The organism is Spirosoma soli, assembly GCF_042684525.1.
Taxonomy (GTDB): Bacteria; Bacteroidota; Bacteroidia; order Cytophagales; family Spirosomataceae; genus Spirosoma; species Spirosoma soli.
The window spans coordinates 66382-90264 of the sequence record NZ_JBHULN010000003.1; the positions used below are offsets into that span (position 1 = coordinate 66382).

Sequence of the window (23883 nt, forward strand, 5' to 3'; positions counted from 1 at the left end):
GAACTGAGCATCTAAATACCAAAATCTTACCGTTACCCGTAACTAATTCGATAACCATCATGGCAACCATCAGCGCCCGCATTGAACGAACGCCGTACGAAACGCATCTCTCAACCGATTCGCAGGTAGTCGTATCCGACGAACCGCTCGATGTTGGTGGGCAAGATCGCGGGATGCGGCCGGGCGAGTTGCTGGCGGGTTCGCTGGCAGCCTGCACGGTCATTACGTTGCGGATGTACGCCGACCGCAAAGGCTGGCCACTCGAATCGGCCGTTGCTCATGTAAACTATGCGAGTGATCCAGAAACGAAACGGTCGCTTTTCAGTATGAAGTTGATTTTAAATGGTGATTTAGATCAGGACCAACGTGCCCGATTGCGGGAAATGGCTGACCGATGCCCCATTCATCGAACCTTAGAGAACCCGATTGATTTTGAGACTATATTGGTTGAGTAAACCGATTGATCATTATGAGCCAAACTGACCCTAAGTCCGGCGCCGACATCACCAAAACCTACACCAATGGCGAGATCACCGTCGTGTGGAAGCCTAACGTATGTATTCACTCCAAACTCTGCTGGACTCAACTCGTTGAAGTTTTCAATCCCCGAGCCCGGCCGTGGGTTCATATGGACGGTGCTAGCACACAACGAATCGCCGAACAAGTGGATCGCTGTCCGTCAAAAGCGTTGAGCTATTTCCGCAACGAAGAATCCATCAAGCCAGAGGATGTTCAGGCCGAAAGCATTGTTGAGCCGTTGCCCAATGGCCCATTGCTGGTGTATGGCAATCTCCGAGTTAAAGACGCCAGCGGTCACGAAACCCAGAAACATAATGTTACCGCCTTTTGCCGGTGCGGAGCCAGTAGTAACAAACCTTACTGCGACGGCTCGCACGTGAAAGCAGGTTTCCAGGGATAACGCATTTGGGAGATTTTTACACCTGTTTTCTGTACAAGCCTGCCGACCTTTGCTCCAACTTGTCGGCATTTGTATGAGTAACGAAAACGTAGCGTTGAAACCACTCTCTATTGAAAACGCAGCCAGATTAGCTGATTTGGCCAATAACGCCAACATCTGGCAGCAGCTTAAAGACATATTTCCGCATCCGTACACCCTAGACGACGCCCTATTTTTCATTACCGGTGTACAGTCGGGCACGTTTGGTATTGTAGAGAGCATCTGGTACCGAGATGAGTTTGTGGGTATTGTTAGTCTGATTCCACAATCGGACGTGTACCAGCGTAATGCCGAAATCGGTTACTGGCTTGGTGAGCCATTTTGGGGTAAAGGGATTGCTACAGAAGCCATCAGCCAGATGGTCAGAAAAAGCTTTGAGCAACAACCTGGCCTGGTACGACTATTTGCCGGCGTGTTTTCTTCTAACCCCGGCTCTATGCACGTATTAGAGAAAAACGGCTTTATCCTGGAAGGCATCTCGCCCAAAGCAATTTTCAAGAACGGAACCTTACTGGACGAACATCGCTACGGTCTGGTACGAACAACGTAGGCCATGGACTCACTAATTGTTGAACGCATTCTAGCCCGACTGGGCCGCCCTGATCTGGTCAATATACTGGCCAATGATCTCAGCAACTCCGAGCTTAACTCGGTGCTGATGGACGTGTTCAGCCGAAAAACAGGCCAACTATCACCGCCCGAGCTGCTCAAAAGCTACCGATCCAACCGCTTCGTCAGTCCCGCCGATATTGATGTGTTGGGCTTGCGCGAATTAGAAAACACGGTCTATGTAACCTTCAACCAGCTTGGCTTCACGCCCGTTGAGTTATCGCCGGTAGCCCCGCTGGGTAGCTGCTCGGTCGTGGCCACGGCCGACCAGAACAAGATTCTCTCGGCCAACCGTAACACCGAAGTGATGGCCGACGCTACCAATGCGTTGGCGCTATACATTGCCGACCTGAAGCACAGTGGTGCCTGGCAGTACCAGTCGCCGACCGATCGGCTGCACATGAGCACTATTCATCGGCATCTTCGGACGCCCCCTGTACCCAAGCTTCCTGGCTTCCGTCCTCACTTTAAAATTGCTTGTCTGGTCACGTCTGGTAAGGACACCGGAAGTTATCAGTTCGAGAAAGAGGCCCTGAGCGAACATATTGCCGCTACGACAGCTTTGTTTAGAGAACGGTTAGGCATCAACAAACTAGCCTTCAGACTTTTGCCGCGCAAAGGTTACCCCGATCCGGTGGCATTGGTGCAGCTGCTTCGCGATTACGTTGGGCAACAGCATGAGCAGGTTGCTGTGAAAGCGGCAACAGATACCGTTGGCGATAATAACTACTACAAAGGCCTACAGTACAAGATTGATATTGAGGTAGCCGGTCAGACGATAGAGATTGGCGACGGTGGCTTTGTGGACTGGACTCAGCAACTCCTTCAAAACAAAAAAGAACGACTTTTAACGACCGGAATCGGCATTGAGTTGCTATATCGATTGCTCGCTAACTAAATTTGGGCACTTAGCGCCCAAACGTAGTTACGCCCATGCACCAGGCCCGCGTCTTATTTGAAGAAGAAACCGCCCCGTTTTTCCAGTTGGCGTATCCAAACGAGCCGCTCCGTTCGCTAATCGCTTACTACTTTGAGATTAACCATACAAAAGCTGATGCACAACCTTTGTCTATAAAGTGCCTTCCTAACATGACCGGCCTGATTAATGTCAGTTTAAGTCAGGTTGACTGGTTATCACGTAACGAGTTTACGGGGAAACAAACGCTTGTGAGTGGCGCCAATGTGTTCGGCTGTGTTACCGACTCACTCGAGAGTTTGTATACGGCCGGGGTGCATGAGTTTTATATCAAACTAAAGCCGGGGGCTATTCAGCAGCTAACGAATTTGCCAGGTAGTGAATTAGCGAATCAGTTTGCGCAATTAACTGACGTATTTACCCTACCCAATTTTAGCGAATCCATTCAGAACGCAAGCTCATTTGCTGACCGGATCAAGATTACAGAAGCGGCTTTTTTACCCTTCACATCGGCAGCCAATACCGATTGGCGGTATAAGCTCGTGCAGCAGGCGGTGGCCCACTTTGATACCACGGATAGCCTTAACAAACCACAACAGCACCTTTACAGGCTTTGTCACGACCTGGGCGTATCGTACAAATCGCTGCACCGGCATTTTACGACTGTTGTTGGTTACTCGCCCAAATACTGCCAGCAGCTCATCCGGTTTAAACGAGGACTAAAGCAGTACAAACAATACGGCAGCACCTACGATTTCGAAACTATTGGCTATACCGATTTTTCACATTTCGTGCGTGAATGCAAGCAATTAACCCAACAAGGCCCCTCGGCGTTGTAATGCGGGTCTCTGTGTAGGAAACAGCCGTTCATGGTCCGCTATGGACCCCTTGCGCAGGGCGGCCTGAGCCGTGAGGATTGTTAATATAAGACCGCTAACCTCTTATCTTAGTTATGTTTAACACAACTTTTTTTGTCATATATTGGTCTCAGGTTAGCATAAAGCCACTTATATAACACCTTTTTCAACGGAATGAATATGAAAAACTCTCTCTTATTAACTCTCGTAACTCTTTCTATTTTTATCCAATGTTCACCCAATAAATCGGTGAAACCTGTAATTGATAACGAACAAGCTAGCATTCAGCTCATGAAAGAACTAGTGCCTCAGCTCACAGGTACATGGACAATGAAACAGCTTCAAATCAAATACCAAAATAGCCCCCAGCAAATTGGGCTTAAGATTAAAAAAGATACCACCCTAACCAATTTTGCTACATTAACGCTGGAAAGGGCTTCCATACAAAATAACCCTATCCGTGACCGATATGAGGGTAGTATTCAGTATAGTACTAAGATCTATCCGATACGTTTCGATTTGCTAGCTGGCTCCCTAAATGGAAAGGGTCCCAAAGCTTACTTCTTGCTTGATTACAACTTCCCAATTGGATATTCAGGTACTACAGAAAAGGAAGCCTATTTTCTGGAACAGATTGGCATACTATTAGAAACTTTTGCCTTGGAAACGGCTTCTGGAAGCATGACCTGGCATGGTTTAAACCGGGGGGTTGACCAGATCGATCTGATTAAAAAATAGTATTCTTTTAAGTGTTAGCATTAAAACGCATAGATGCTATTCTGCTTTTATTGGAATGACATAAGTGTTACTATTCCCGGACTCGTTCAATAGCTACACTTATGTAAATGAAGATAATTGAGAAGCTGACTTGCGGGCGCTTGATGTATGGTCTTGGAAATGTCTTATTTTCAGAAGTCGTTTATCAGTAATCAAATCATAACACTTGCTGGAATAGGCCTTATTGTAGGCTGGTGAGGCCGCCTGGTAATCGCATTGATAACAAAGGCTCGACGATTGAACCACCAGGGCAACTGGAATTAGAGAAGCTGGTCTGATAAAATTTCTTAGAAGTAAAATCAACCCGAATAAGATGGCGGGTATACTCAATAGTTGACCCATGTTAAGGCTCATACTATCTTCAAAAGTGACTTGGTTTTCTTTGAAGAATTCCCAGACGAAGCGTAGGCCAAATACCCAAATCAAGGAGATACCTAACATGGTTCCCGATGCCGCTTGGTTACGGTAGTTCTTCCAGTACCAGAACAGCCCCATGAATAAAAGCAGGTAAGATAACGATTCATACAGTTGGGTAGGATGGCGAGGTACTTGACTGAACTCGTGATCCCTTAAGAAAATAAAAGCCCAGGGTACATCAGTCGGTTTACCAAAAATTTCGGAGTTCATTAGATTACCGAATCGAATAAAAGCCCCTGCTAAAGCTCCTACAATGCAAATTCGATCACTAACCCACAAAAATGTTTGACCACTGGTTTGACTTGACCGACGATGTGAGTAAAGCCAAAGGCCAATAATGATGCCTAATATACCCCCATGGCTAGCCAACCCGTTAAAGGGGGGTGTTATGATGTATAACGGATCTTGAATGAACATGTAAGGTTCATAAAACAAAAAGTGTCCAAGTCTAGCCCCCAAAATCGTTGAGATAACCACTGTTATTAGTAACGAATCCGTATCAGAAAGGGGCTTCTTCTCCGTTCTAAAAATGTGGATCATAATCTGAACACCAATCAAAAATCCGGCAGCGAATAGTAAGCCATACCATCTTACTGGCCATGAGCCAATACGAAAAATTTCGGGGTCAACGTCCCAGATAATGTATTGAAGCATATTTTCCTGGTGTATAAGTGGCTTTCTGTAAAGAGTACCTAATTTAAAGCAAAACGGGCAGATAGTATAACAGCCCGTTTACTCTATCTGTTCTACCCTTGTTTTTTCAGCAAACGCTGCTCCAGTGTATCCCGGTAGCTACCCGCCAGCGGAATTGTTACGTTGCCAACCGTGAGTTGATGCCGTTCAATTTTACGGATCGCTTTCAAGGCTACGATATACGATTTATGCACGCGAATGAACTGATCGGCGGGCAACGTAGCCAACATATCGGCAATGGTCATGCGGGTGTTTACTTGCCGGTTTTGTTCGTGGATAAACAGCAGATTCGTGTCCGATTGAATGTAGAGTACCTCGTTTAAATTGACCCGCACCCAATCATAACCGTCTTTCACGAAGATACTCGACGATCCCTCTCGTTGCGGCATAAGCTGAGCGTAGGCTCGGTTGCAGGCCTGTAAAAACCGACTAAACTCGATGGGCTTCAGTAAATAGTCGAGCGCCTGTAACGTAAAACTCTCCACGGCATAATCGGTGTAAGCGGTCGTGAAGATGACTGGTTTCTGTAACGGGGTAACGAGCCGGGCGAAATCCGTACCCAACACGTCGGGCATGTGAATATCCAGAAACAACAGATCAACCCGCTGACTGTGCAGAAACGCCAGCGCATCGGTTGTACTGATAAACGTTTGCGAGAGGGTAAGAAACGGCACTTTGGCCGCGTAACGCTGCAATACGTCCAATGCCGCCGGTTCATCATCAATAGCAATTGCGTTGAGCATATCGGGTTACAGATTAAGGGTCAGGGTGACAATAAACGAATCAGACGTCTGGGAAATGTCGAGCGTATGCCGTCCCGGATACGTCAGCGCCAGCCGTTGCCGAGCGTTGGCAATACCAGTGCCAGCGCCCTGTCTGGCAACCAGAGGCCGAGGCAAACTATTGGCTAAGCGCATGTGCAACTGTCGGTTTTTAACCGTTATACGCAGGTCAATGTACGACGGCTGCACAAAACTAATGCCGTATTGAAACGCATTTTCGATGAACGGAATCAGCAGCAACGGGGCAATCTGTGTTGGTTCACCGTCCCAATCGAGCTGGGTCGAAAGCCGAAGCGTATCGCGCTGAGGCAAACGAGCGCGCTGGAGGGCCAGGTACATCTCCAAAAATTGCAGCTCTTTTTCAATCGACATATGGGGTTGTCTGGACTCTTGTAGTGTGAACCGCATGATACCCGATAATTGCTGAATCAGGTCGGCCACGGTTTCGTTATCGACGCGCTGCGCTTCATTATAGATCGTATTTAACGCATTGAACAGAAAATGAGGGTTAATCTGCGCCTTCAGGGCGGTCAGTTCGGCTTCGGTTTTCTGCTGAACCAGATATACCTGCTCCCGACGGGTCCGAAAGGCATCGGCTACGTACCCAAAGGCAATAATGAAGGCCAGCAACACGGCCGTAACGAGCAGATTTTCGTCGACAAACTCGCCTTCGTGGTCAGTACGAATTTGCAGGACTTCAAATAACAGCCACGCCAGCACGCAGATCCAAGTCCAGTAATACAACCGCGTTTCCCCTTGATGCATCCACCGACGAAAGGCCAGCCGATAGTTGAGTAACGCCATGTACCAAAGAAATACCAGCAGAACAATGATACCGAGCAGATATCTCGCCAGCCCACCAATATCCGGGGCAATTTCGTCGCTTCGCCACACACCAGCATACAGCCGCCATCCCCAGTACGTTAACAAACTGATCAGGACAAGAGCAAACAGCAGTACAGCATATGGTTTTCGGGACACTACCACAGCGTTTAATTGGATAATGGTGACTCAATGCGTTTCACTTTACGCAGTTCACGCTGGGCCTGCTCTTCATTGATGGGCGCCAGAAGCAGCGTACGGCTTAAAAAATCGATTTCTTCCACGGCTTTTACGTAATACGTCTGACCAGGCTGTGCAATAAGCCAGAGTATCTGGTTGTCTGAAAAATAATCTTTTACTGACTCAAGTTTAACACGACCCGGCAAAACATCCACTTGAATATATCGATTGGTAGGAAGTTGGGTCTTCTCTCTATCATTGATTTTGATAGCGTAAGCGTTGCCACCAAACTCCCGTTGGCGGTAGATAATGACGCGGGCCTGATCCGATCGAGGTTGCCAGAATCCGTCATTCAGGCTAATCAATAGCCACAAAGGGGCAAATAACAGCGCTTTCATCACTTACCTAATTTTCGGTAATTACTGGAGAAGTAATACGTACCCTGGAAATAGAACTGGCTGATGCGGTCGGTTGGGGCCCCTGTCAGCTGAAAAGCGTCGGAATCCCAGGCGTTGGCTCGTATGCCGCGCCGATAGCCCAGGCGCAATACGTGTTCGATACTCTGCTTGCGTTTCTCACGTTGGCTATACTCAATATTGACGTCCCAGAAATTATTAGTTAACCTTAACGAGGGAATATTACCCGCCTGATTGTATTGCAGCACGCTTTGAAACGGAACGACCTGGTTGGTCCGGCGGTAGACACTGTATTCGTAGGCAACTCCACCAATGCCAGCATTGATATACAATCGTCGGTTACGGCTATTTACTACATCGTACCCGAGTAAAGCTCCCGTATAACCAACGTTAACTTTTTTGGCTACCAGTGCTGATTCTTCGCGAGGAAGAGCGGTAAAGCCAAACCTAAACCCGGTCTGAATCATAAGTTTGAGTCGTTGGTAACGGCCACCAACTCCAAAGTTGATCAATGGATCGAGGTGACCAGCTGGCTCAATCTCGTTGCTTCGAAAAAACGATCGGATTTGAGGTAGACTCGTCGATGTGAAGGTGAGGCCAAGTTCAGCCATTAAACCGTACTTAAAGTCACTTTTTGGTGGAAGCGTACCGATCGCTGTCGAATCTGTGGTTTGGCTTAGACCAGGATAACTTGTGAGCAGGAATAAAAGTAAGAAGCGTTTCATAATTTATTTACGTTTTAACGCTCCAAAGCAAACATGGCTCAGTTTACCGGCCAAAGGCGTGTGGTAAAGCGAGCCATGTTTGTGGGAAAATAGCAAAACTTTGTGGTCAGGCCCTCCGCATCGGATCCACAGCTGTATCCTTGACAATCACCCAACGAGGACTAATTAACGTGAATTCGGGCATTTGTTTTGGCCCCTAAGGGCCTTTATAGCACAGTCGGTAGGAAAAGCCCCCATATGTAGGAATCATGTGCCGTCAGGTTCACAACCATTTTGTACCTGACGGCACATGATTCTTCTTCCGACGCTGTGCTGTGAAGACCCTTGGGCCCTCTTCCAATCCCGAATTCACGTTAGTTATCAATCTTCGGACAGCATGTAGCTCAGGTCGGACCCGTGCGTTGGATAGGCCAGTAGCATGTCGCCAAGCGCTTTTGCAGAAATACGGTGCTTAATCGCCAAAGTGAATAAATTTATGAGTTCGTCGCTGCCCGACCCCAGGATGTGCGCTCCCACAACTTGATTGGTATCTTTGTCAACCAGGGTTTTAAAGCCCGAAATAAACTCGTTAGTACGTCGGCTGCTATACCAATCGGTTGTTTCCTGAAACAGTACGTTTACCTGACGCCCTTGTTGGCTGGCCTGTTCTTCCGTTAGACCAATTGACGCTAACGGCGGCACGGTGAAAACCGTCGTGGGGACAGGGTCATTCATGAACGTTTGTTTATTGCCATTCAGGATATTATCCGCTACGATACGCCCTTCATACGACGCCAGTGGGGTTAGCGGTAATCCTTTATCGGCCACGTCACCACAAGCATATACGGCCGGGTTCGATACGCTCTGTAAATACCCATTCACCTTAACCCCTTTTTCACCAACGTCGACGCCCGCTTTGTCGAGGGCCAACTCAGCAACATCGGCTACCCGACCGGCGGCATGCACGACCAGTCTAGTAGCCAGCGTCTCCGTTTTTCCAGACTGTTCATAACAGACGCTTAGCTCATCTGACTTTTGTTCTACCGCTATCACATTGGCCTCTAGTACAATATGAACGCCAATGGCCTCCATCGCTTTTACCAGCAGATTCACGACATCGGCGTCGAAGCCCTCCAATGGCCGCATGCCCTTATGCAAAATAGTTACGTTAGCACCGGCACGGGCGGCAATGTGCGCAAACTCGAAAGCGATGTACCCCCCGCCCACCATGACAATCTCGCTGGGTAGTTGTGGCAACTCCAGAAAGCCAGTACTGTCAATGAGCAAGTCTTCGCCCGGTATGCCCAGCGGTTGGGGTCTTGCACCAGCTGCAATAACAATGTGTTTCGCCTGTACCTCGTCCTGACCAACGCGCAGACTATTCGGCGATGTAAACGTAGCTATACCGTGGAACGACTGAAGCCCCAGGTCGTCAAACTTCCTGACGGTGTTGTCAGGCACCGGATCAGTAAACGTTTTCTTGAAGGCCATTAGCGCAGGCCAGTCAATGGTGGGTACCGACGTAATGCCTTTGTCAGTCATTTGAGTTGCCCGAGCCACGACTTCAGCCGCACCAACGAGTACTTTCTTGGGGTCGCATCCCCGTTGCGAACACGTTCCTCCAAAGGGAAGCTTGTCAATGATAGCTACGGTTTTGCCGGCTTGTCGGGCCTTCTGGGCAACGGTTTGACCCGCCGACCCGGTGCCGACAACAATAAGATCAAAGGTTTGCATAGCGGTAGTGAGTAAAGCGTGTGCTCCAGGAAGTAACTAACAAAATCGCATAATGGACAAAAAAGAATCAATTTTAATGGTATCATCGATCAGGTAGACGGCTCCCTTACCCAAGACTACACACCTGGACAATGTAGAAAGGATTCGCAGACTATCTTCGTAACTTATGCGGTGTCGGGGTAGTAAACTCATTTGTCCTGAGTGTCTATCAAAGCAACCTACTTTTATCTTTGCGAATCAACGGTCTAGCGGAATTATTGTCTATATGCTGGTCAAAAAACTACTGGTTTTAAGTCTGTATCTATCTTTTGTTTCGCTCATCGGCTACGGGCAGTCGGTTCCCAACCCTACAGACACGAGCTACATCATGACGTTGCTCAGAAAAGCAGAAGCCATTGAGATGCAGCAGCCCGAAAAAGCCCTGCAAGAGTACCAGAGAGCCTATACGTTCTCCAAAAAAATCAATTACACAAAAGGCTATTTCGAGACTGTTAAGCTGACAGCTTATTTGCTCGATATGCTGGGACGCCACGATGAATCATACAAACTGGCGGCTCAGGGCCTGCAAAAAGCGTTACGCGATACGTCGGAACAATACCGGAGCACGTGCTATTTCGCCTTAGCGCAGTCGGCCATGTGGCAGGGGAAAAACAAAGAAGCAATTGTGAATTTTAAAAAAGCGGCTCCCTTCATGCTGGCGCATAAGAATCGCCGAAAAGCAGCCGTTATTTGCCAGAATCTGGGGCTTATGTACAAGGAAGAAAAGCTCTATGCGCAGGCACTCTTGTACTTTAACCGAGCGCTTAAGTACGATTCCATCGCGAAAAGCTCGCCAACGGACCTTGCTTATGACTATCATAGTATAGCAACCGTTTATATAAAGCAAAATCGGTTGCAACTGGGAATGAGCTACCTCCATAAAACCCGGTCACTGCTCGATTCAACGAAGGAACTTCACCTTCTGACCAAAGTGTATGCCGATATTGCTAATGTGCAGAAGGAGCAAGCCCGGTTCGATTCGTCACTGTATTATTACCAGAAAGCCCTACGCCTGAACCGTTCGCTGAACAACCCGCTTCACGAACTGCATTTGCTGGCCGGGCTCGCCGAAACCTACAACGAAATGAAGCAATACGGATTAGCTAAATCGTTGTTAGACAAAGCTTATGCGCTGGCAAAACAGCACAATGTAGGCCTGTCAGAATTTCGCAACATCTACCGCGAATACGCGAATGCTAACCTAGGGTTAGGTAATTACAAAGGGGCTATCCCCTGGTATGATAAGTATATACAAACCAAGGATTCGCTCTCGACGATTGAGGCTAAGGCGTTGCTGGAAGAGTATGAACTAAAGCTCCGCCAGGCCGAAGCCGGACAGAAACTCGCCGAAAAGCAACGGCGAATAGACCTGTTGGAACAGGCTCGTCAGCGGCAGAATTTATGGATATTAATAGCGGCTCTGGTTGGCGTATTGATAATAGGTGCGTTGGCATTCGCCTATCTATACTCCCGCCAACGTCAGCGTACCACTGAAAACGCCCTATTAGCCGCCGAGAGCGCCCACGCCCTCGAAGTTGTCCAATCAGAATTGCAGGGGCAGCAAAAAGAACGGCTGCGCATCTCCAAAGAAATGCACGATGATCTGGGAGCCTCTCTGACGGCCATCGGTCTGCTAAGCGAAGTAGTCAAAACGCGGATGGGTGCAGCAACCACGCCCGAAGTCGAGAAGATTTCAACGATTTCGGCCGACATGGTCACTACGATGAACGAGATCATCTGGTCATTGAATACCAAGAATGACAACCTCAATGGCCTGATTGCTTACATCCGGGCATACGCCAGCGAATTTATCGACAACACAAACTTACTGCTGCACACTGAGGTCAACGAGTCGCCCCAGGAAATCACCATTCGGGGTACGGACCGCCGGAACGTATTCCTCACCGTCAAAGAAGCACTTAATAACGTCGTTAAACATGCGCAGGCTACCCAGGTGTGGCTCACGATTCAACCCCAAACCGACCACCTACTCATTGAGGTCCGCGACAACGGCCACGGTTTCACCCCGAATGAACGAACGCGATTGCGCAACGGCCTCGGCAATATGCAGAACCGCATTGCCGAATCGGGCGGTGTTTGCGACATTACGTCATCAGAGCAGGGCACATTGGTGAAAATTTCGTATCCGTACCCATCCGTACCCACGGCCAAAATACTGCAAACGTAGTATAGTACTGACGAGAAAAAAGGGCCAATATTGCCAGATGAAAACCCCGATTACTGTAGCTATTGTCGAAGATAAAGAGCCCATTCGGCAGTCGTTGGCCATTTTAGTCGATGGCGCCGAGGGCTTCAGTTGTCAGGCCACCTTTGAAAATGCCGAATCGGCACTGGACTATTTGCCAAGCCATTGCGTCGATATTGTGCTGATGGACATTGACTTGCCGGGCATGAATGGTATCGACTGCGTTCGGCATTTGAAAGCCCTTTGTCCGAGCACACAGTTCATGATGTGCACCATGTACGACGAGGACGAAACTGTGTTCGACGCCCTCAAAGCAGGCGCTAACTCGTACATTCTCAAGCGTAGCCCTCCTCACAAACTGCTCGAAGCGATCACCGAATTGCACGAGGGCGGGGCGCCTATGAGCAGTACCATTGCCCGGAAAATTGCCAGTTCTTTTCACGTCAGTTCAGCCGTTCCTAACGAACTCGACGTGCTGACGCCCCGTGAGCGCGAAATTCTGGACCGCCTGTCGAAGGGCCACAGCCACAAGGAAGTTGCCAACGAACTGTTCATCAGCCCCACTACGGTCCGCAAGCATATCTTCAACATCTACGAGAAACTACAGGTACATTCTAAAATAGAAGCCGTCAATAAGTACCTGGGACGGAAATAAAGAGCGAAAAGCTGACCCAAATACGAGCAGCGTCCTTGTTGAGCGTAGCCGGCGTCTGACCCGCTACCGGCTGAATTGCCGATTGGTTGAGCGTAGTCTCCAGACTACGCTCCGGCGTTACCCGGTCTCTGACCGGAAGCCTAGCTAAGAAACACCGGTCAAAGACCGGATAACGCTATGGCGTAGTCTGGAGACTACGCCAAACTTAACGTCAACTTTCACCTTCCACTACATTAAAATCATACAAATGCGGTATTGTTGGCCCTGGAGTCGGCCGGTAGTTTTGCCACGGTGATTGACGGTAATCACTTCAAAACTTCCACCGGTTATGAAAAAACCCTTTCTGTGCTCACTGAGAACGCTGGCTTTCACCGTCTCTAAAGGCCGTTATCTGCCCTATAAACGTATTGCTTTCCTGGTTGCCGTTACGGCGTTGGGGGGGGGATCATCCTGCCAACGTGCCCCTCAGGCGTATTTTGCGCCAACCCCTCACCCGGCCGCTCAACGCCTGACGATTACACCCCCAACGCCAGAGCCGGTAGCGACCGCTTCAGTGAAAGAGGAAATTCCGGTTTCAACTAAACCTGTCTGGGAACAAACGACGGAACCCACCTTTGAACCGACGGTGGCTGCCAAAGTAGCCGAGCCCACCCGGAAGCTGACGCTCGCCAAGCGTTTGTTCGGTAGTAAATCGGTACCTCCTCAGTGCGATCAGATTGTATTGCGCAATGGTGACGTCGTTGAAGCGAAGATAAAGGAAGTGGGCGTCAACGAAATTAAGTACAAGAAGTGTGATCGGCCCGACGGCCCTGACTACACCATCGCTAAGCGCGACGTGCTCAGCATTAAGTACACGAACGGCGATGTCGAACGCTTTAATGCTACTCCTAATTCGTATAACAACAGTTCGTCGAGTGGCGGTCGCTCATCATACGATAGCCCTACTAACCCGCAGAACGACGGCCCTCGCACCGATCCGTTCGCTATCGTTGCCATTGCTACGGGTGGTTTGGCTATTCTGACGGGTTACGGAGCCTTCTTACTTGGTGCAGCGGCTGTCGTGTTCGGCGCCATAAGCTTAAGCCGCATTCGTAGAGAGCCGGGCCGTTTCAAGGGAAAAGGGTTAGCCTTAGGCGGTATGATTGCCGGTATTGTAGCGGCCGGCCTGATCCTTCTGTACATCTTATTTTGATACGTCAGCTAGCCGTTTCACAAGATTATTACGCCCGAAATTGATAGAATCTGTCCATCAGAAAAGCTCGTCCAACTCATGAAAAACTTGCTGATTGCCTTTGTCTTACTTTTAACGGTAAGTTCTTGTTTGCCCGATAAGATAGGCAAAAAAGACCCCGAGCCGGAGTTAGCCGGAACGTATCAGATGACTAGATATGTAGAGGGCAACAAAATTTATATTCCTGATGACACGGACTATAGCGGCACTGTAAACGTAACGAAGAAAAGCGACACTGAGCTTTCAATATCGGTTACAATTAATGTAGGAGGAACTTCTCTCAACTTGGGAAGTTATGACAATGCAACAATTACAAAATCCAGCGGCTCAGCCTACGACATATTGGATAATGGTACACGCGTTGGATCGATTAATGGAACCAATCTTTCAGCGAGTTATCTTACTAATACAGGTGCGCGGGTTTCACTATCCGCGAAGAAATAGTAGTTTTAAGCCTTCCAGAAGACGCCCAACTGTTGAGTCAGTTGGGCGTTTTTCGTGTAACTCCTGTATAACTTCATCTTAAATCTTTCATTGCACGATAGTTTATTATTGGTCATCTAAGCATTCGTCTCACTAACAAATGACCGTTTTATCAATTTTCTGGTTTTCACCTTTCTTCCAATCGTGAACCCTTAACCTTATACGTTCTGGCCGGTTATCCTGAAAAGAAACGTCAACGGTTATGAAATCCCGGAAAACCAGTTCGTCGTCGGAAGACGAGCCTGATAGCTCGCTGGAAGCACGGCGCGACTTTCTGAAACAATCATCATTACTCACTGCCCTCGCCCTAACGCCTTCAACTTTAGTAGTAGCCGCTGAGAACAGGATGGATGAAAAAGTAGCCGCTTATTTCGAGAAAGTCCCACTCACCATGCGGCTCAACGGCAAGCCACTCAATCTATCCGTCGAGCCGCGGGTTACGTTGCTGGATCTGCTGCGCGAACAGTTAGACATGACAGGTACGAAAAAAGGCTGTGATTATGGCCAGTGCGGAGCCTGCACGGTGCACATTAATGGCCATCGGGTCCTCTCCTGCCTGAGCCTGGCCATCATGCAAAATGGGAAAGACGTAACAACGATTGAGGGGCTGGCCAATGGCGAAACCCTGCACCCCATGCAAGCCGCTTTCATTAAGCACGATGGCTTTCAGTGCGGCTATTGCACCCCCGGTCAGATCATGTCGGCCGTGGCTTGTATCCGCGAAGGTCATGCCGACTCGGAGGCTGAAATACGTGAATACATGAGCGGTAATATCTGCCGGTGCGGAGCCTATAACAACATCGTGGAGGCCATTGCGGAAGTCAGGCAGGGAGGGCAAAAGGTATGATCAACTTCCAGTACGTTCGACCGTCAACGCAGCAAGCCGTTACCGACGCCCTGGCTAAAGACGCTAACGCTCAGTTCATTGCCGGGGGCACGAACCTGATCGATTTAATGAAGCGCGGGGTCATGATGCCCGAGCGGCTCGTAGACATCAACGGTTTATCGCTTCGTGCGATCGAAAAGCACGACAACGGCATACGTATAGGTGCTCTAGCACTGAATAGCCAGGTCGCCGATCATGCTCTCGTCCTTGAAAAACAGCCCTTACTAGCGCAGGCGCTAAATGCAGGCGCAACGGCGCAGATCAGAAACATGGCGACAGTGGGCGGCAACATCTTGCAGCGTACCCGTTGCTATTATTTCTACGACACAGCCCTGCCCTGTAATAAGCGGGAACCGGGTAGCGGTTGTGGCGCGTTGCAGGGCTTCAACCGCATTCATGCCATCTTCGGCGCGAGTGACAGCTGTATTGCAACCCACCCCAGCGACATGTGCGTAGCCTTAGCCGCCCTCGACGCTACCGTGCTGGTGTCCGGATCTAAAGGAGAACGGCGGATTCCGTTCGTTGATTTCCATCGGCTGCCCGGTAATACGCCCCAGCGCGACACGAACCTCGAACGCGATGAGCTCATCACTGCCATCGACATTCCCGATGCGGCTTACGGCAACCACGTGCATTATATGAAAGTACGCGATCGGGCTTCCTACGCCTTTGCGTTGGTATCGGTAGCGGCAGCCCTCAGTATGAACGGCAAAACGATCCGGAGCGCCCGCTTAGCGATGGGTGGTGTTGCCCACAAACCGTGGCGCTTAACCGAAGCAGAAAACAGCTTAGTGGGGAAGCCTGCCAACCAGGCTACGTTTGAACAGGCCGCTCAACTCGCCATGCGGGGCGCTAAAGGCTACGAACATAATGCGTTTAAATTAAAGATGGTGCCCAACGCCATTGTCGAAGCTTTAACAACCGCTGCCAGTTTGGCATAAACAGCCATGGAAAACGCATCTTTTAAGACCCAAATCGGCGATCCGCTAAGCCGGGTTGATGGCCGGGTAAAAGTGACGGGTGGAGCCAGATACGCGGCCGAAAACAACTTACCCGGGGTAACGTTTGGCGTATTGGTAACCAGCGCCATTGCCAAAGGACGTATTAAAAGCCTGGATACGAAAGCCGCCGAAAAGGTACCAGGTGTACTGGCCGTTATTTCCCACAAAAATTCGCCAAAAGTAGCTGGCTACGAAGCCGGTACCGACAATTCCGGATCGAGAGTATACGGTCAGGAATTCCGGGTGTTCTTTGACGATAAAATCTATTTCAACAACCAGCCCGTTGCCTTAGTCATTGCCGACACCTTTGAGCGGGCCAACGAAGCGGCCTCGCTGGTAGTGGTGCAGTACAACGAAGACAAGCACCAAACGGACATTAAAGCAAATACAGATAAAGGCTATAAACCCGAGCGCCCGGAAGACTATTCACGGGGTGAGCCAGACGCCTACAAGAGAGCACCGGTGCATATTGAGTACGAATACCACACGCCGATTCACGTCCACAACCCCATGGAGCCCCACGCAGCCGTGGCGGTTTGGGAAGGCGACGATAAGCTAACGGTGTACAACAAATCGCAGGGGGTTTCGCTGGCCAAGAAAGACCTGATAAAGGCATTCGACCTGAAAGAAGAGAACATTCAAATCCATTCGCCGTTTGTGGGTGGCGCCTTTGGCAGTTCGTCGCGGATCTGGCCGCAGGAGATGGCCGCCATTTTAGGAGCCAAAGTGGTTAAGAAACCCGTTAAAGTCGTACTCAAACGGGAACAGCAGTTCAATATGGTGGGCTACCGGCCGAGGTCGGTCCAGAAAGTTGGCCTGGGCGCTACACCCGATGGCAAGCTGGTGGGCACTACCCACGAGGCTTTTGGTCTTACGTCTATCTATGAGCAGTTTACGGAACGTACGCTCCACCCGACCAAGTCAATGTACAGTTGCCCGAACCTCAACGCGGTGTACCGGCTCGTTCCGCTCGATCTGAGTACACACTGCTGGACTAGGGGGCCTGGTGAAACCAGCGGTTCGTTTGCCCTGGAATCGGCGATGGATGAGCTGGCGTATGCTCTGAATATGGACCCGATGGCTCTCCGCTTAAAGAATTACGCCGATGTTGATCCCGAAAACAATAAACCCTGGTCGAGCAAGCACTTGAACGAATGTTACAAATTGGGCGCTGAACAGTTCGGCTGGAGTAAGCGTAATCCCAAACCACGCTCCATGCAGGCCAACGGCATGTTGGTGGGCATGGGCATGAGTTCAGGTATCTATAAATCGGACCGGGCGAAGGCTGCGGCAAAAGCCAAACTCATGGCCGATGGTACGCTCGTTATACAGACGGCCGCTGCCGACGTCGGGCCGGGCACATACACCATCATGACCCAGATTGCCGCCGATGTTATGGGTATGGACGTCAGAAAAGTAAGATTTGAGTTGGGAAACTCAAGCTTTCCGGAGGCTCCTCCGCAGTATGGCTCCCATACGACAGCGTCGGTCGGCTCCGCCGTGTACGACGTTTGTACAGCCGTGAAGGAACGGTTGAAAGAATTGGCGATCAACAAAGAAGGATCAGCGTTTTACAATGCGAAACCCGATGATCTGGTGTTTGATGATGGTACTCTCAAGCTCAAAGGTCGTTCTGCCGGGGTATCGTATGCCAACATTCTAAGGCAAAACAAGTTACCAGAGCTTGAAATAATGAAGGAATCGAAAGGTGGCCCTGAACAGGAACAATTCTCCCACAAATCGTTCTGCGCCAACTTCATTGAAGTACACGTGCATCCGACCACGGGTATGGTGCGGGTAACGAAAGTGGTTTCAGCCATTGATGCCGGAAAGATCATGAATCAGAAAACGGCCCGTAGCCAAGTACTTGGCTCAGCCGTGTGGGGCATTGGCATGGCGCTGATGGAAGAAGGTGTCATCGACCATCGCTATGGCCGGTTTATGAATAAAGACCTGGCTGAATACCACGTACCGGTCTTTGCCGACATGCCGCAGATTAACGCGATTTTCATCGATAAACGCGACCCGATCGTTGATCCGATGGGCGCCAAAGGACTTGGGGAAATAAACATGGTTGGCTTTGCAGCTGCGATCGCCAATGCAGTGTACCATGCCACCGGCAAGCGCATCCGTGAACTGCCCATCACGCCTGACAAGCTGATTTAATAATATATATTTGTATATAAGAAGGGCGGTCCTTGTGCAAGGACCGCCCTTCTTATATACAACTTGTGGCTGGTTGATGTAGCCTGGTGCGGGCTGCGTACCAACAGCTACGTCCGGGTAATAAATTGCTGACGCTTACTGCCCGGACGTGGCCGTCCGGGCTACTGCCTTACACAGCTCTTTCACCCCTTTTACGATTAACTCCCTGATCTATTTACGCTACTGCCACATACAACTCTTCCCGCTGTTGCTTCACGCGTTCGTCGGTCAGGTACTCGTCGTAGGTCATTAGCTTATCAGGGATACCCGCCGGACGGTCGGCCGCTGCCGGTGATCTCAATGATGCGGTTGGGGACGTTCTGGGCGAACGGATGGTCGTGGTTACGCGTTTCTGCATCAACTACGTAGTAGAAAAGTACTACACTGCGCTACGAAACAGGTGGTTGGCTTTTAGTGTATTCGTCCAGATACTCTTTGGTGAGCCTGTAAAACTGGCGGGCGTAGTCAAGCGATTGGTGAGCTTCTTCAACAGAAATGTCAGTTTCCAGGTCATAATCACCTGATTGGCGAAGTTGGAAGGCCGCTTGTATCCAATTAATTGTTTCGTGGGGAAAGCGGCCGGTTCGTATGAATAATTCGTAAAATTTCCCCTGCACTCCAGAATGCCGTTTGGTTTGGACACCTTCGGTGTAAAGCAGGGCCGTTAAACAGTAAAAAATAGCGTAGTAAGCGCGGTTTGCCGCTGCAATCGTAAAACCACCATTCAAATCATGCGCCGATTCATTCAACGTATCTTCGGCTCGTTCCAGAGCCAGTTGCGCTTCGTAGCCTTTACTCATAACCGAATACCCTCCTGACGGATTGCCTGGTACACACCCTGCTCAGATGTGTTTAGCCTCTGTTCGGAAACCGGCAAAACGGAAACCATAATACCGTGTTTCAGACTAAGCTCAGCACTGATGGGAGCTAACTTAAATATCTCGGCCGCCGGTCGGGTGGCGGGATCTTTCAATACAACAGCAAAATCCATATCTGACTCCGGCTGATAGTCGCCACGGGCGTAAGAACCAAACAGAACCAAGCCGGTTAATTGATCGCCATAAAGTGCCAGCAGTTCCTGTTTAAATTCGGTGGCTACACGTTCGATTGAATCTGAGAGGACCATTTGCACACTGAACTGATTTTCGGCCAAGTTACACAAAACTACGCATCGAACGACGAGTTAAAAATACCAGGCGGTTAACAGGATAGGCAACAGAAAAGCCACGCCAGTTGATGCTGAGCGTGGCTTTTCGCTATAAAATCGTATGCAGTGTGTATTTACACCACGGCTTCATACAGTTCTTCCCGCTGTTGCTTCACGCGTTCGTCGGTCAGGTACTCGTCGTAGGTCATTAGCTTGTCGAGGATGCCCGCCGGGGTGATCTCGATGATGCGGTTAGCCACTGTCTGCACAAACTGGTGGTCGTGCGAGGTAAACAGGATTGGTCCTTTAAAATCGATCAGCCCGTTGTTCAGCGACTCAATCGATTCCAGGTCGAGGTGGTTGGTGGGTTCGTCGAGCATCAAGACGTTGGCGCCCGACAGCATCATCTTCGACAGCATACAACGCACTTTTTCTCCCCCGCTCAACACTGTCGCTTTTTTCAACGACTCTTCGCCCGAGAACAGCATACGGCCTAAAAAGCCCCGGATGAAGCTCTCGTCTTTCTCGACCGAATACTGACGCAGCCAGTCGACTAAGTTCAGATCGGTCTGGAAGAACTTCTCTTTCTCGGCATCCGTCGGGAAATACGACATAGTGATGGTGATGCCCCACCGGAACGTACCAGAATCCGCTTTGCGCTCGCCCGCCAGAATATCCAGCAAGGCTGATACGGCCAGGCCATCCCGGCTGTACAGGAAAATCTTGTCCTGCTTGTTAACCGTGAACGACAGGTTTTCGAACAGCTTGGTACCGTCTTCGGCGGTGTACGTCAGGTTCTCAACCGTCAGGATCTGATCACCCGGTTCGCGCTCGGGTTTGAAATTGACGTAAGGATACTTGCGCGACGACGGCTGAATATCCTCAATCGTTAGTTTTTCGAGCAGTTTAGCGCGGCTCGTGGCCTGCTTCGACTTCGATGCGTTGGCCGAGAAGCGACGAATGAACTCTTCAAGCTCTTTACGCTTATCCTCGGTTTTCTTGTTCTGGTCCTGCCGCTGCTTCAACGCCAACTGGCTCGACTCGTACCAGAACGAATAGTTACCGGCGAAGAGTTTAACCTTGCTGAAATCAACGTCGACGATCTGCGTACAAACCTGATCGAGGAAGTGACGGTCGTGTGATACGACAATGACGGTATTGCTGAAATTGGCCAGGAAGTTTTCCAGCCAGATCACCGACTCCACATCGAGGTTGTTGGTTGGCTCGTCAAGCAGCAGGACGTCGGGGTTTCCGAACAGAGCCTGCGCCAGCAGCACGCGTACCTTTTCGGAACCGTTCAGGTCGCTCATCAGCGAGTAGTGAACATCTTCTTTAATGCCTAATCCCGAAAGCAGGCTGGCCGCATCCGATTCGGCATCCCAGCCGTTCATCTCGGCAAACTCGGATTCCAGCTCAGCCGCCTTCTCGCCATCGGCGTCGGTGAAATCAGTTTTAGCGTAGAGCTCGTCTTTTTCCTGCATGATGTCATACAGGCGTTTGTTGCCCATAATGACCGTTTGCAGTACTGGATATTCGTCATAAGCCGACTGATTCTGGTTCAGCACCGACATCCGTTCGCCGGGTGTCATGGTTACCGAGCCCGTTTGTGGCTCAATTTCCCCCGATAGGATTTTCAGGAAAGTTGACTTACCAGCTCCGTTAGCACCGATAACTCCGTAGCAGTTACCGGACGTAAACTTTATAGTGACGTCGTCAAAAAGCACTCGCTTTCCATAGCGGAGTGAGACGTTTTGTACCGTGATCATGATGTGTTATCTCCCGTTCAAATGAAGCAACAAAGGTACGAATTTTTGCCGGGAAAGGGAAAGTTGCTGCTACCTGACGCCGTTGGTCCAGCTTAACATTGTATTAAATTTAGCGTATAGGTAAAAACAATAGTTTTGCGGTTGATACCATTCAATGACTCATGCTTCAGCCCACTACCCTCGCCTTTCTATCAGACCTGAAGGCGAACAACAACAAACCCTGGTTCGATGCCAACCGGCCGGCTTACGAAGCCGCCAAAGCTGACGTTGTGCAACTCGTAGCTCAGCTAATTGAAGAGTTAGGCCTTGTTGATCCGGCCATTGCCGAAACACCACTCCAGGCCAAAAGCTGCATCTTTCGTATTAATCGGGACGTACGCTTTTCTTCTGACAAATCGCCCTACAAAACCAACTTCGGTGCCTGGTTTAACAAAGGCGGCAAGAAGCTGGCCTCGGCGGGTTACTACCTGAACATTGAGCCAGGAAACAGTTTTGTAGCGGGCGGTATGTATATGCCCGACCCAACCGTACTGACCACGATTCGGCAGGAGATTGACTACAACCTGAACGAGTTTGAGGGCTTACTAAACGATCCGGCTTTTACAAAATACTTCTCCGGTTTAAGCCGTGAAGAGTCTTTGCAACGACCTCCCAAAGGCTATACCGTCGACAATCCGGCCGTTGAGTACTTGAAGCTAAAGAGTTTTACGGCCTCTCACCCACTACCCGATGCGGCCCTGACCAAACCGACCTTACCCAAACAAGTACTGAATGCATTTGCCGGTCTACAGCCGTTGGTAACGTACTTAAACCGAGCCCTCGTGGAGTAGCGTACGCTTCAGTCTTATATCCTTACCCTCCCCCTAGCCCCTCTCCTAAACTAAAGAGGGACTAGGGTAACTTGTATTACAGCGCTAAATGCTGCGATTGCACAGCTTCTCCGTAGAAAACTGTTGCCTGTCGGTCAAAATCGTCGGTCGAATCAGTGGTCAGGAAGGTTCGTCGGCCGTGTTTACTGCATTGGGCTTCAATCTCCGGATGACGTTGCAGGTAATTAGCCAAACTTTCCGCAACGATTGTGCCCTGACTAACAATAGTGACTTCAGCCGGGGCTGCCTGGCGTATTTTGTCGTACAGCAACGGGTAATGGGTGCAGGCCAGCAGTAACGTGTCAATTCGGGGCGATTGCGCTCTCAGCCGGTCGATGTGTTGCTTGACAAAATAATCAGCGCCCGCGCTGGCGTACTCGCCGTTTTCGACAAGTGGCACCCACATCGGACAAGCTTCCTGAAACACCTGCAATTCCGGAAAGAATTTTTCAATCTCAACGACGTACGACTCCGACGTTACGGTGCCACGGGTCGCTAAAACACCTACATGGCCAGTCTTGGAATAGGTACCAATCACCTCCGTCGTAGGCCGGATTACCCCAAGGACCCGTCTGTCCGGCGCTACAATTGGCAAGTCAAGTTGTTGAATATTACGTAGCGCTTTGGCCGAAGCTGTATTACAGGCCAGCACGACCAATCGGCAGCCCTGATCAAAGAGATGCTGCACACATTCTAAGGTATATTGATAAACCGTATCGAACGAGCGGGTACCGTAGGGCGTTCGGGCATTGTCGCCAAGATAGACGTAATCGTATTGAGGCAGCTTTCTAACGATTTCGCGTAAAACGGTCAGGCCCCCGTAGCCCGAGTCAAATACGCCAATGGGTTGGTTCATAGCTGTTTTACGCATTTATGTACCCAATCTGTGAATTGCTCCCTTGTCAGCTTACCGTCAGCAACCTCTAGAATAATATGTTCCTGTTCGTCAACAGAAGCTTCTATTTCAAAACCGTTCATGACCAAAATTACTTCTATGACAGGATGACCAATTCGCTTGTTTCCATCGACAAAAGGATGATCACTAATTAGCAAATAGCCAATTAAAGCCGCCTTATCTATCAGTGTAGGATAAAGGTCATTTCCATCAAACGTAGCAAAAGGTTGTACTAAGGCAGAAGCTACAAGATCGTAATGACGCACCCCAAACTCCCGCCAGATTGCTCGCTGATACGTTTGTGTAATGACAACACATCAGCGAGTTCCAAAAATATCATCAGGTCAGACGCTCGTATAATGCCTTGTTTTTAGCAAGAACATAGTCTATGGCTCGCTCAATCTTAGAAGCTCATCTACAGTCAAGTTTGCGGATTCTGCTTTTGACTGTAAAGCCGACATCTGTTGGTCAGGCAAGGTTAGTTGTATCGTTACCATGACCATTTAACGTGAATAATGGCTAGCCTTCTAGGCCTGAATGAGCGGAGCCTTGTCATCCCGACGCCAGGAGGGATCTTCTGGTGAGGGAATGCCTACGGATAAAGAAGATCCCTCCTGACGTCGGGATGACAAAGT

At 49.7% G+C, this 23883-nt stretch carries 26 protein-coding genes; 14 read left to right on the forward strand and 12 right to left on the reverse strand.

Going from position 1 to position 23883, the window contains the following annotated elements; all coding sequences use genetic code 11:
- The first annotated feature begins 59 nt into the window (after positions 1–59).
- From ACFSUS_RS06375 to ACFSUS_RS06400, 6 genes are all read left to right on the forward strand, one after another.
- On the forward strand, positions 60–455 hold the full coding sequence (locus tag ACFSUS_RS06375; protein ID WP_381520699.1) for an OsmC family protein: 396 nt from the start codon (positions 60–62) through the stop codon (positions 453–455).
- A gap of 14 nt (positions 456–469) precedes the next feature.
- A complete protein-coding gene (locus ACFSUS_RS06380; RefSeq protein WP_381520702.1) occupies positions 470–919 on the forward strand; it encodes a (4Fe-4S)-binding protein in 450 nt (149 codons plus the stop codon).
- A 73-nt stretch (positions 920–992) separates the two neighbouring features.
- Complete coding sequence (locus ACFSUS_RS06385) at positions 993–1508, forward strand: GNAT family N-acetyltransferase (protein WP_381520704.1); 516 nt, start codon at positions 993–995, stop codon at positions 1506–1508.
- A gap of 3 nt (positions 1509–1511) precedes the next feature.
- A complete protein-coding gene (locus tag ACFSUS_RS06390; RefSeq protein WP_381520707.1) occupies positions 1512–2465 on the forward strand; it encodes a hypothetical protein in 954 nt (317 codons plus the stop codon).
- Between the two features lie 35 nt (positions 2466–2500).
- Entirely contained in the window at positions 2501–3322 is an 822-nt protein-coding gene (locus ACFSUS_RS06395; protein ID WP_381520710.1) for a hypothetical protein, read from the forward strand.
- A gap of 198 nt (positions 3323–3520) precedes the next feature.
- Positions 3521–4078 (forward strand): hypothetical protein, encoded by a 558-nt coding sequence (locus ACFSUS_RS06400; protein ID WP_381520713.1) that lies wholly within the window; start codon positions 3521–3523, stop codon positions 4076–4078.
- 99 nt (positions 4079–4177) lie between these two features.
- On the opposite strand, the gene lgt is transcribed toward ACFSUS_RS06400, so the two are convergent.
- From lgt to ACFSUS_RS06430, 6 genes are all read right to left on the reverse strand, one after another.
- Positions 4178–5188 carry a prolipoprotein diacylglyceryl transferase gene (gene lgt / locus ACFSUS_RS06405; RefSeq protein ID WP_381520715.1) on the reverse strand — a complete coding sequence of 337 codons (1011 nt, stop codon included), beginning with the start codon at positions 5186–5188 and terminating at the stop codon, positions 4178–4180.
- 92 nt (positions 5189–5280) lie between these two features.
- Positions 5281–5970, reverse strand: coding sequence for a LytR/AlgR family response regulator transcription factor (locus tag ACFSUS_RS06410; protein WP_381520718.1), 690 nt, complete (start codon positions 5968–5970; stop codon positions 5281–5283).
- A 6-nt stretch (positions 5971–5976) separates the two neighbouring features.
- On the reverse strand, positions 5977–6990 hold the full coding sequence (locus tag ACFSUS_RS06415) for a sensor histidine kinase (RefSeq protein WP_381520721.1): 1014 nt from the start codon (positions 6988–6990) through the stop codon (positions 5977–5979).
- Between the two features lie 11 nt (positions 6991–7001).
- Positions 7002–7409: a hypothetical protein gene (locus ACFSUS_RS06420; protein WP_381520724.1), complete on the reverse strand. Its 408-nt coding sequence runs from the start codon at positions 7407–7409 to the stop codon at positions 7002–7004.
- Positions 7409–8152, reverse strand: coding sequence for a hypothetical protein (locus tag ACFSUS_RS06425; RefSeq protein ID WP_381520726.1), 744 nt, complete (start codon positions 8150–8152; stop codon positions 7409–7411). The genes ACFSUS_RS06420 and ACFSUS_RS06425 overlap by 1 nt, the downstream gene beginning before the upstream one ends.
- A gap of 360 nt (positions 8153–8512) precedes the next feature.
- Positions 8513–9865, reverse strand: a complete 1353-nt coding sequence (locus ACFSUS_RS06430) for a dihydrolipoyl dehydrogenase family protein (protein WP_381520729.1) — start codon at positions 9863–9865, stop codon at positions 8513–8515.
- Positions 9866–10130: 265 nt separating this feature from the next.
- Here ACFSUS_RS06430 and ACFSUS_RS06435 point away from each other — a divergent pair, with 265 nt between their 5' ends.
- The 7 genes from ACFSUS_RS06435 (at position 10131) to ACFSUS_RS06465 (ending at position 18532) form a co-directional block, all read left to right on the forward strand.
- Entirely contained in the window at positions 10131–12092 is a 1962-nt protein-coding gene (locus ACFSUS_RS06435) for an ATP-binding protein (RefSeq protein ID WP_381520732.1), read from the forward strand.
- A gap of 37 nt (positions 12093–12129) precedes the next feature.
- Positions 12130–12765, forward strand: coding sequence for a response regulator (locus tag ACFSUS_RS06440; RefSeq protein WP_381520735.1), 636 nt, complete (start codon positions 12130–12132; stop codon positions 12763–12765).
- Positions 12766–13093: 328 nt separating this feature from the next.
- Positions 13094–13957 carry a DUF4190 domain-containing protein gene (locus ACFSUS_RS06445; RefSeq protein ID WP_381520736.1) on the forward strand — a complete coding sequence of 288 codons (864 nt, stop codon included), beginning with the start codon at positions 13094–13096 and terminating at the stop codon, positions 13955–13957.
- A 78-nt stretch (positions 13958–14035) separates the two neighbouring features.
- The gene (locus ACFSUS_RS06450; RefSeq protein ID WP_381520738.1) at positions 14036–14440 is read left to right on the forward strand and encodes a hypothetical protein; all 405 of its coding nucleotides are present in this window, start codon (positions 14036–14038) and stop codon (positions 14438–14440) included.
- Between the two features lie 241 nt (positions 14441–14681).
- Positions 14682–15326 (forward strand): (2Fe-2S)-binding protein, encoded by a 645-nt coding sequence (locus ACFSUS_RS06455; RefSeq protein ID WP_381520740.1) that lies wholly within the window; start codon positions 14682–14684, stop codon positions 15324–15326.
- Complete coding sequence (locus tag ACFSUS_RS06460) at positions 15323–16306, forward strand: FAD binding domain-containing protein (protein ID WP_381520743.1); 984 nt, start codon at positions 15323–15325, stop codon at positions 16304–16306. Before ACFSUS_RS06455 ends, ACFSUS_RS06460 begins: the two co-directional genes overlap by 4 nt.
- 6 nt (positions 16307–16312) lie before the next feature.
- The gene (locus ACFSUS_RS06465) at positions 16313–18532 is read left to right on the forward strand and encodes a xanthine dehydrogenase family protein molybdopterin-binding subunit (protein ID WP_381520746.1); all 2220 of its coding nucleotides are present in this window, start codon (positions 16313–16315) and stop codon (positions 18530–18532) included.
- A gap of 214 nt (positions 18533–18746) precedes the next feature.
- Here the strand turns inward: ACFSUS_RS06465 and ACFSUS_RS06470 are convergent, their stop codons facing one another.
- From ACFSUS_RS06470 to ACFSUS_RS06485, 4 genes are all read right to left on the reverse strand, one after another.
- The gene (locus ACFSUS_RS06470; RefSeq protein WP_381520748.1) at positions 18747–18929 is read right to left on the reverse strand and encodes a hypothetical protein; all 183 of its coding nucleotides are present in this window, start codon (positions 18927–18929) and stop codon (positions 18747–18749) included.
- Positions 18930–18960: 31 nt separating this feature from the next.
- Entirely contained in the window at positions 18961–19371 is a 411-nt protein-coding gene (locus ACFSUS_RS06475) for a HEPN domain-containing protein (RefSeq protein ID WP_381520751.1), read from the reverse strand.
- On the reverse strand, positions 19368–19697 hold the full coding sequence (locus tag ACFSUS_RS06480) for a nucleotidyltransferase family protein (RefSeq protein ID WP_381520754.1): 330 nt from the start codon (positions 19695–19697) through the stop codon (positions 19368–19370). The genes ACFSUS_RS06475 and ACFSUS_RS06480 overlap by 4 nt, the downstream gene beginning before the upstream one ends.
- A gap of 155 nt (positions 19698–19852) precedes the next feature.
- Positions 19853–21484, reverse strand: a complete 1632-nt coding sequence (locus ACFSUS_RS06485) for an ABC-F family ATP-binding cassette domain-containing protein (protein WP_381520756.1) — start codon at positions 21482–21484, stop codon at positions 19853–19855.
- Between the two features lie 161 nt (positions 21485–21645).
- Here ACFSUS_RS06485 and ACFSUS_RS06490 point away from each other — a divergent pair, with 161 nt between their 5' ends.
- Positions 21646–22314 carry a DUF2461 domain-containing protein gene (locus ACFSUS_RS06490; protein WP_381520759.1) on the forward strand — a complete coding sequence of 223 codons (669 nt, stop codon included), beginning with the start codon at positions 21646–21648 and terminating at the stop codon, positions 22312–22314.
- 76 nt (positions 22315–22390) lie between these two features.
- Here the strand turns inward: ACFSUS_RS06490 and murI are convergent, their stop codons facing one another.
- Both murI and ACFSUS_RS06500 read right to left on the reverse strand, forming a co-directional pair.
- Entirely contained in the window at positions 22391–23209 is an 819-nt protein-coding gene (murI, locus tag ACFSUS_RS06495; protein WP_381520762.1) for a glutamate racemase, read from the reverse strand.
- On the reverse strand, positions 23206–23514 hold the full coding sequence (locus ACFSUS_RS06500) for a type II toxin-antitoxin system death-on-curing family toxin (protein ID WP_381520765.1): 309 nt from the start codon (positions 23512–23514) through the stop codon (positions 23206–23208). Before ACFSUS_RS06500 ends, murI begins: the two co-directional genes overlap by 4 nt.
- Between the last annotated feature and the right edge of the window lie 369 nt (positions 23515–23883).

Coding starts and splice junctions, on each gene's coding strand:
- ACFSUS_RS06490 (WP_381520759.1), top strand. CDS start 21,646: ATGCTTCAGCCCACTACCCTCGCCTTTCTATCAGACCTGAAGGCGAAC.
- ACFSUS_RS06390 (WP_381520707.1), top strand. CDS start 1,512: ATGGACTCACTAATTGTTGAACGCATTCTAGCCCGACTGGGCCGCCCT.
- ACFSUS_RS06460 (WP_381520743.1), top strand. CDS start 15,323: ATGATCAACTTCCAGTACGTTCGACCGTCAACGCAGCAAGCCGTTACC.
- ACFSUS_RS06440 (WP_381520735.1), top strand. CDS start 12,130: ATGAAAACCCCGATTACTGTAGCTATTGTCGAAGATAAAGAGCCCATT.
- ACFSUS_RS06455 (WP_381520740.1), top strand. CDS start 14,682: ATGAAATCCCGGAAAACCAGTTCGTCGTCGGAAGACGAGCCTGATAGC.
- ACFSUS_RS06475 (WP_381520751.1), bottom strand. CDS start 19,371: ATGAGTAAAGGCTACGAAGCGCAACTGGCTCTGGAACGAGCCGAAGAT.
- ACFSUS_RS06435 (WP_381520732.1), top strand. CDS start 10,131: ATGCTGGTCAAAAAACTACTGGTTTTAAGTCTGTATCTATCTTTTGTT.
- ACFSUS_RS06480 (WP_381520754.1), bottom strand. CDS start 19,697: ATGGTCCTCTCAGATTCAATCGAACGTGTAGCCACCGAATTTAAACAG.
- ACFSUS_RS06470 (WP_381520748.1), bottom strand. CDS start 18,929: ATGCAGAAACGCGTAACCACGACCATCCGTTCGCCCAGAACGTCCCCA.
- ACFSUS_RS06450 (WP_381520738.1), top strand. CDS start 14,036: ATGAAAAACTTGCTGATTGCCTTTGTCTTACTTTTAACGGTAAGTTCT.
- ACFSUS_RS06400 (WP_381520713.1), top strand. CDS start 3,521: ATGAAAAACTCTCTCTTATTAACTCTCGTAACTCTTTCTATTTTTATC.
- ACFSUS_RS06375 (WP_381520699.1), top strand. CDS start 60: ATGGCAACCATCAGCGCCCGCATTGAACGAACGCCGTACGAAACGCAT.
- ACFSUS_RS06380 (WP_381520702.1), top strand. CDS start 470: ATGAGCCAAACTGACCCTAAGTCCGGCGCCGACATCACCAAAACCTAC.
- ACFSUS_RS06395 (WP_381520710.1), top strand. CDS start 2,501: ATGCACCAGGCCCGCGTCTTATTTGAAGAAGAAACCGCCCCGTTTTTC.
- ACFSUS_RS06445 (WP_381520736.1), top strand. CDS start 13,094: ATGAAAAAACCCTTTCTGTGCTCACTGAGAACGCTGGCTTTCACCGTC.
- ACFSUS_RS06430 (WP_381520729.1), bottom strand. CDS start 9,865: ATGCAAACCTTTGATCTTATTGTTGTCGGCACCGGGTCGGCGGGTCAA.
- murI (WP_381520762.1), bottom strand. CDS start 23,209: ATGAACCAACCCATTGGCGTATTTGACTCGGGCTACGGGGGCCTGACC.
- ACFSUS_RS06385 (WP_381520704.1), top strand. CDS start 993: ATGAGTAACGAAAACGTAGCGTTGAAACCACTCTCTATTGAAAACGCA.
- ACFSUS_RS06410 (WP_381520718.1), bottom strand. CDS start 5,970: ATGCTCAACGCAATTGCTATTGATGATGAACCGGCGGCATTGGACGTA.
- ACFSUS_RS06420 (WP_381520724.1), bottom strand. CDS start 7,409: ATGAAAGCGCTGTTATTTGCCCCTTTGTGGCTATTGATTAGCCTGAAT.
- lgt (WP_381520715.1), bottom strand. CDS start 5,188: ATGCTTCAATACATTATCTGGGACGTTGACCCCGAAATTTTTCGTATT.
- ACFSUS_RS06485 (WP_381520756.1), bottom strand. CDS start 21,484: ATGATCACGGTACAAAACGTCTCACTCCGCTATGGAAAGCGAGTGCTT.
- ACFSUS_RS06465 (WP_381520746.1), top strand. CDS start 16,313: ATGGAAAACGCATCTTTTAAGACCCAAATCGGCGATCCGCTAAGCCGG.
- ACFSUS_RS06425 (WP_381520726.1), bottom strand. CDS start 8,152: ATGAAACGCTTCTTACTTTTATTCCTGCTCACAAGTTATCCTGGTCTA.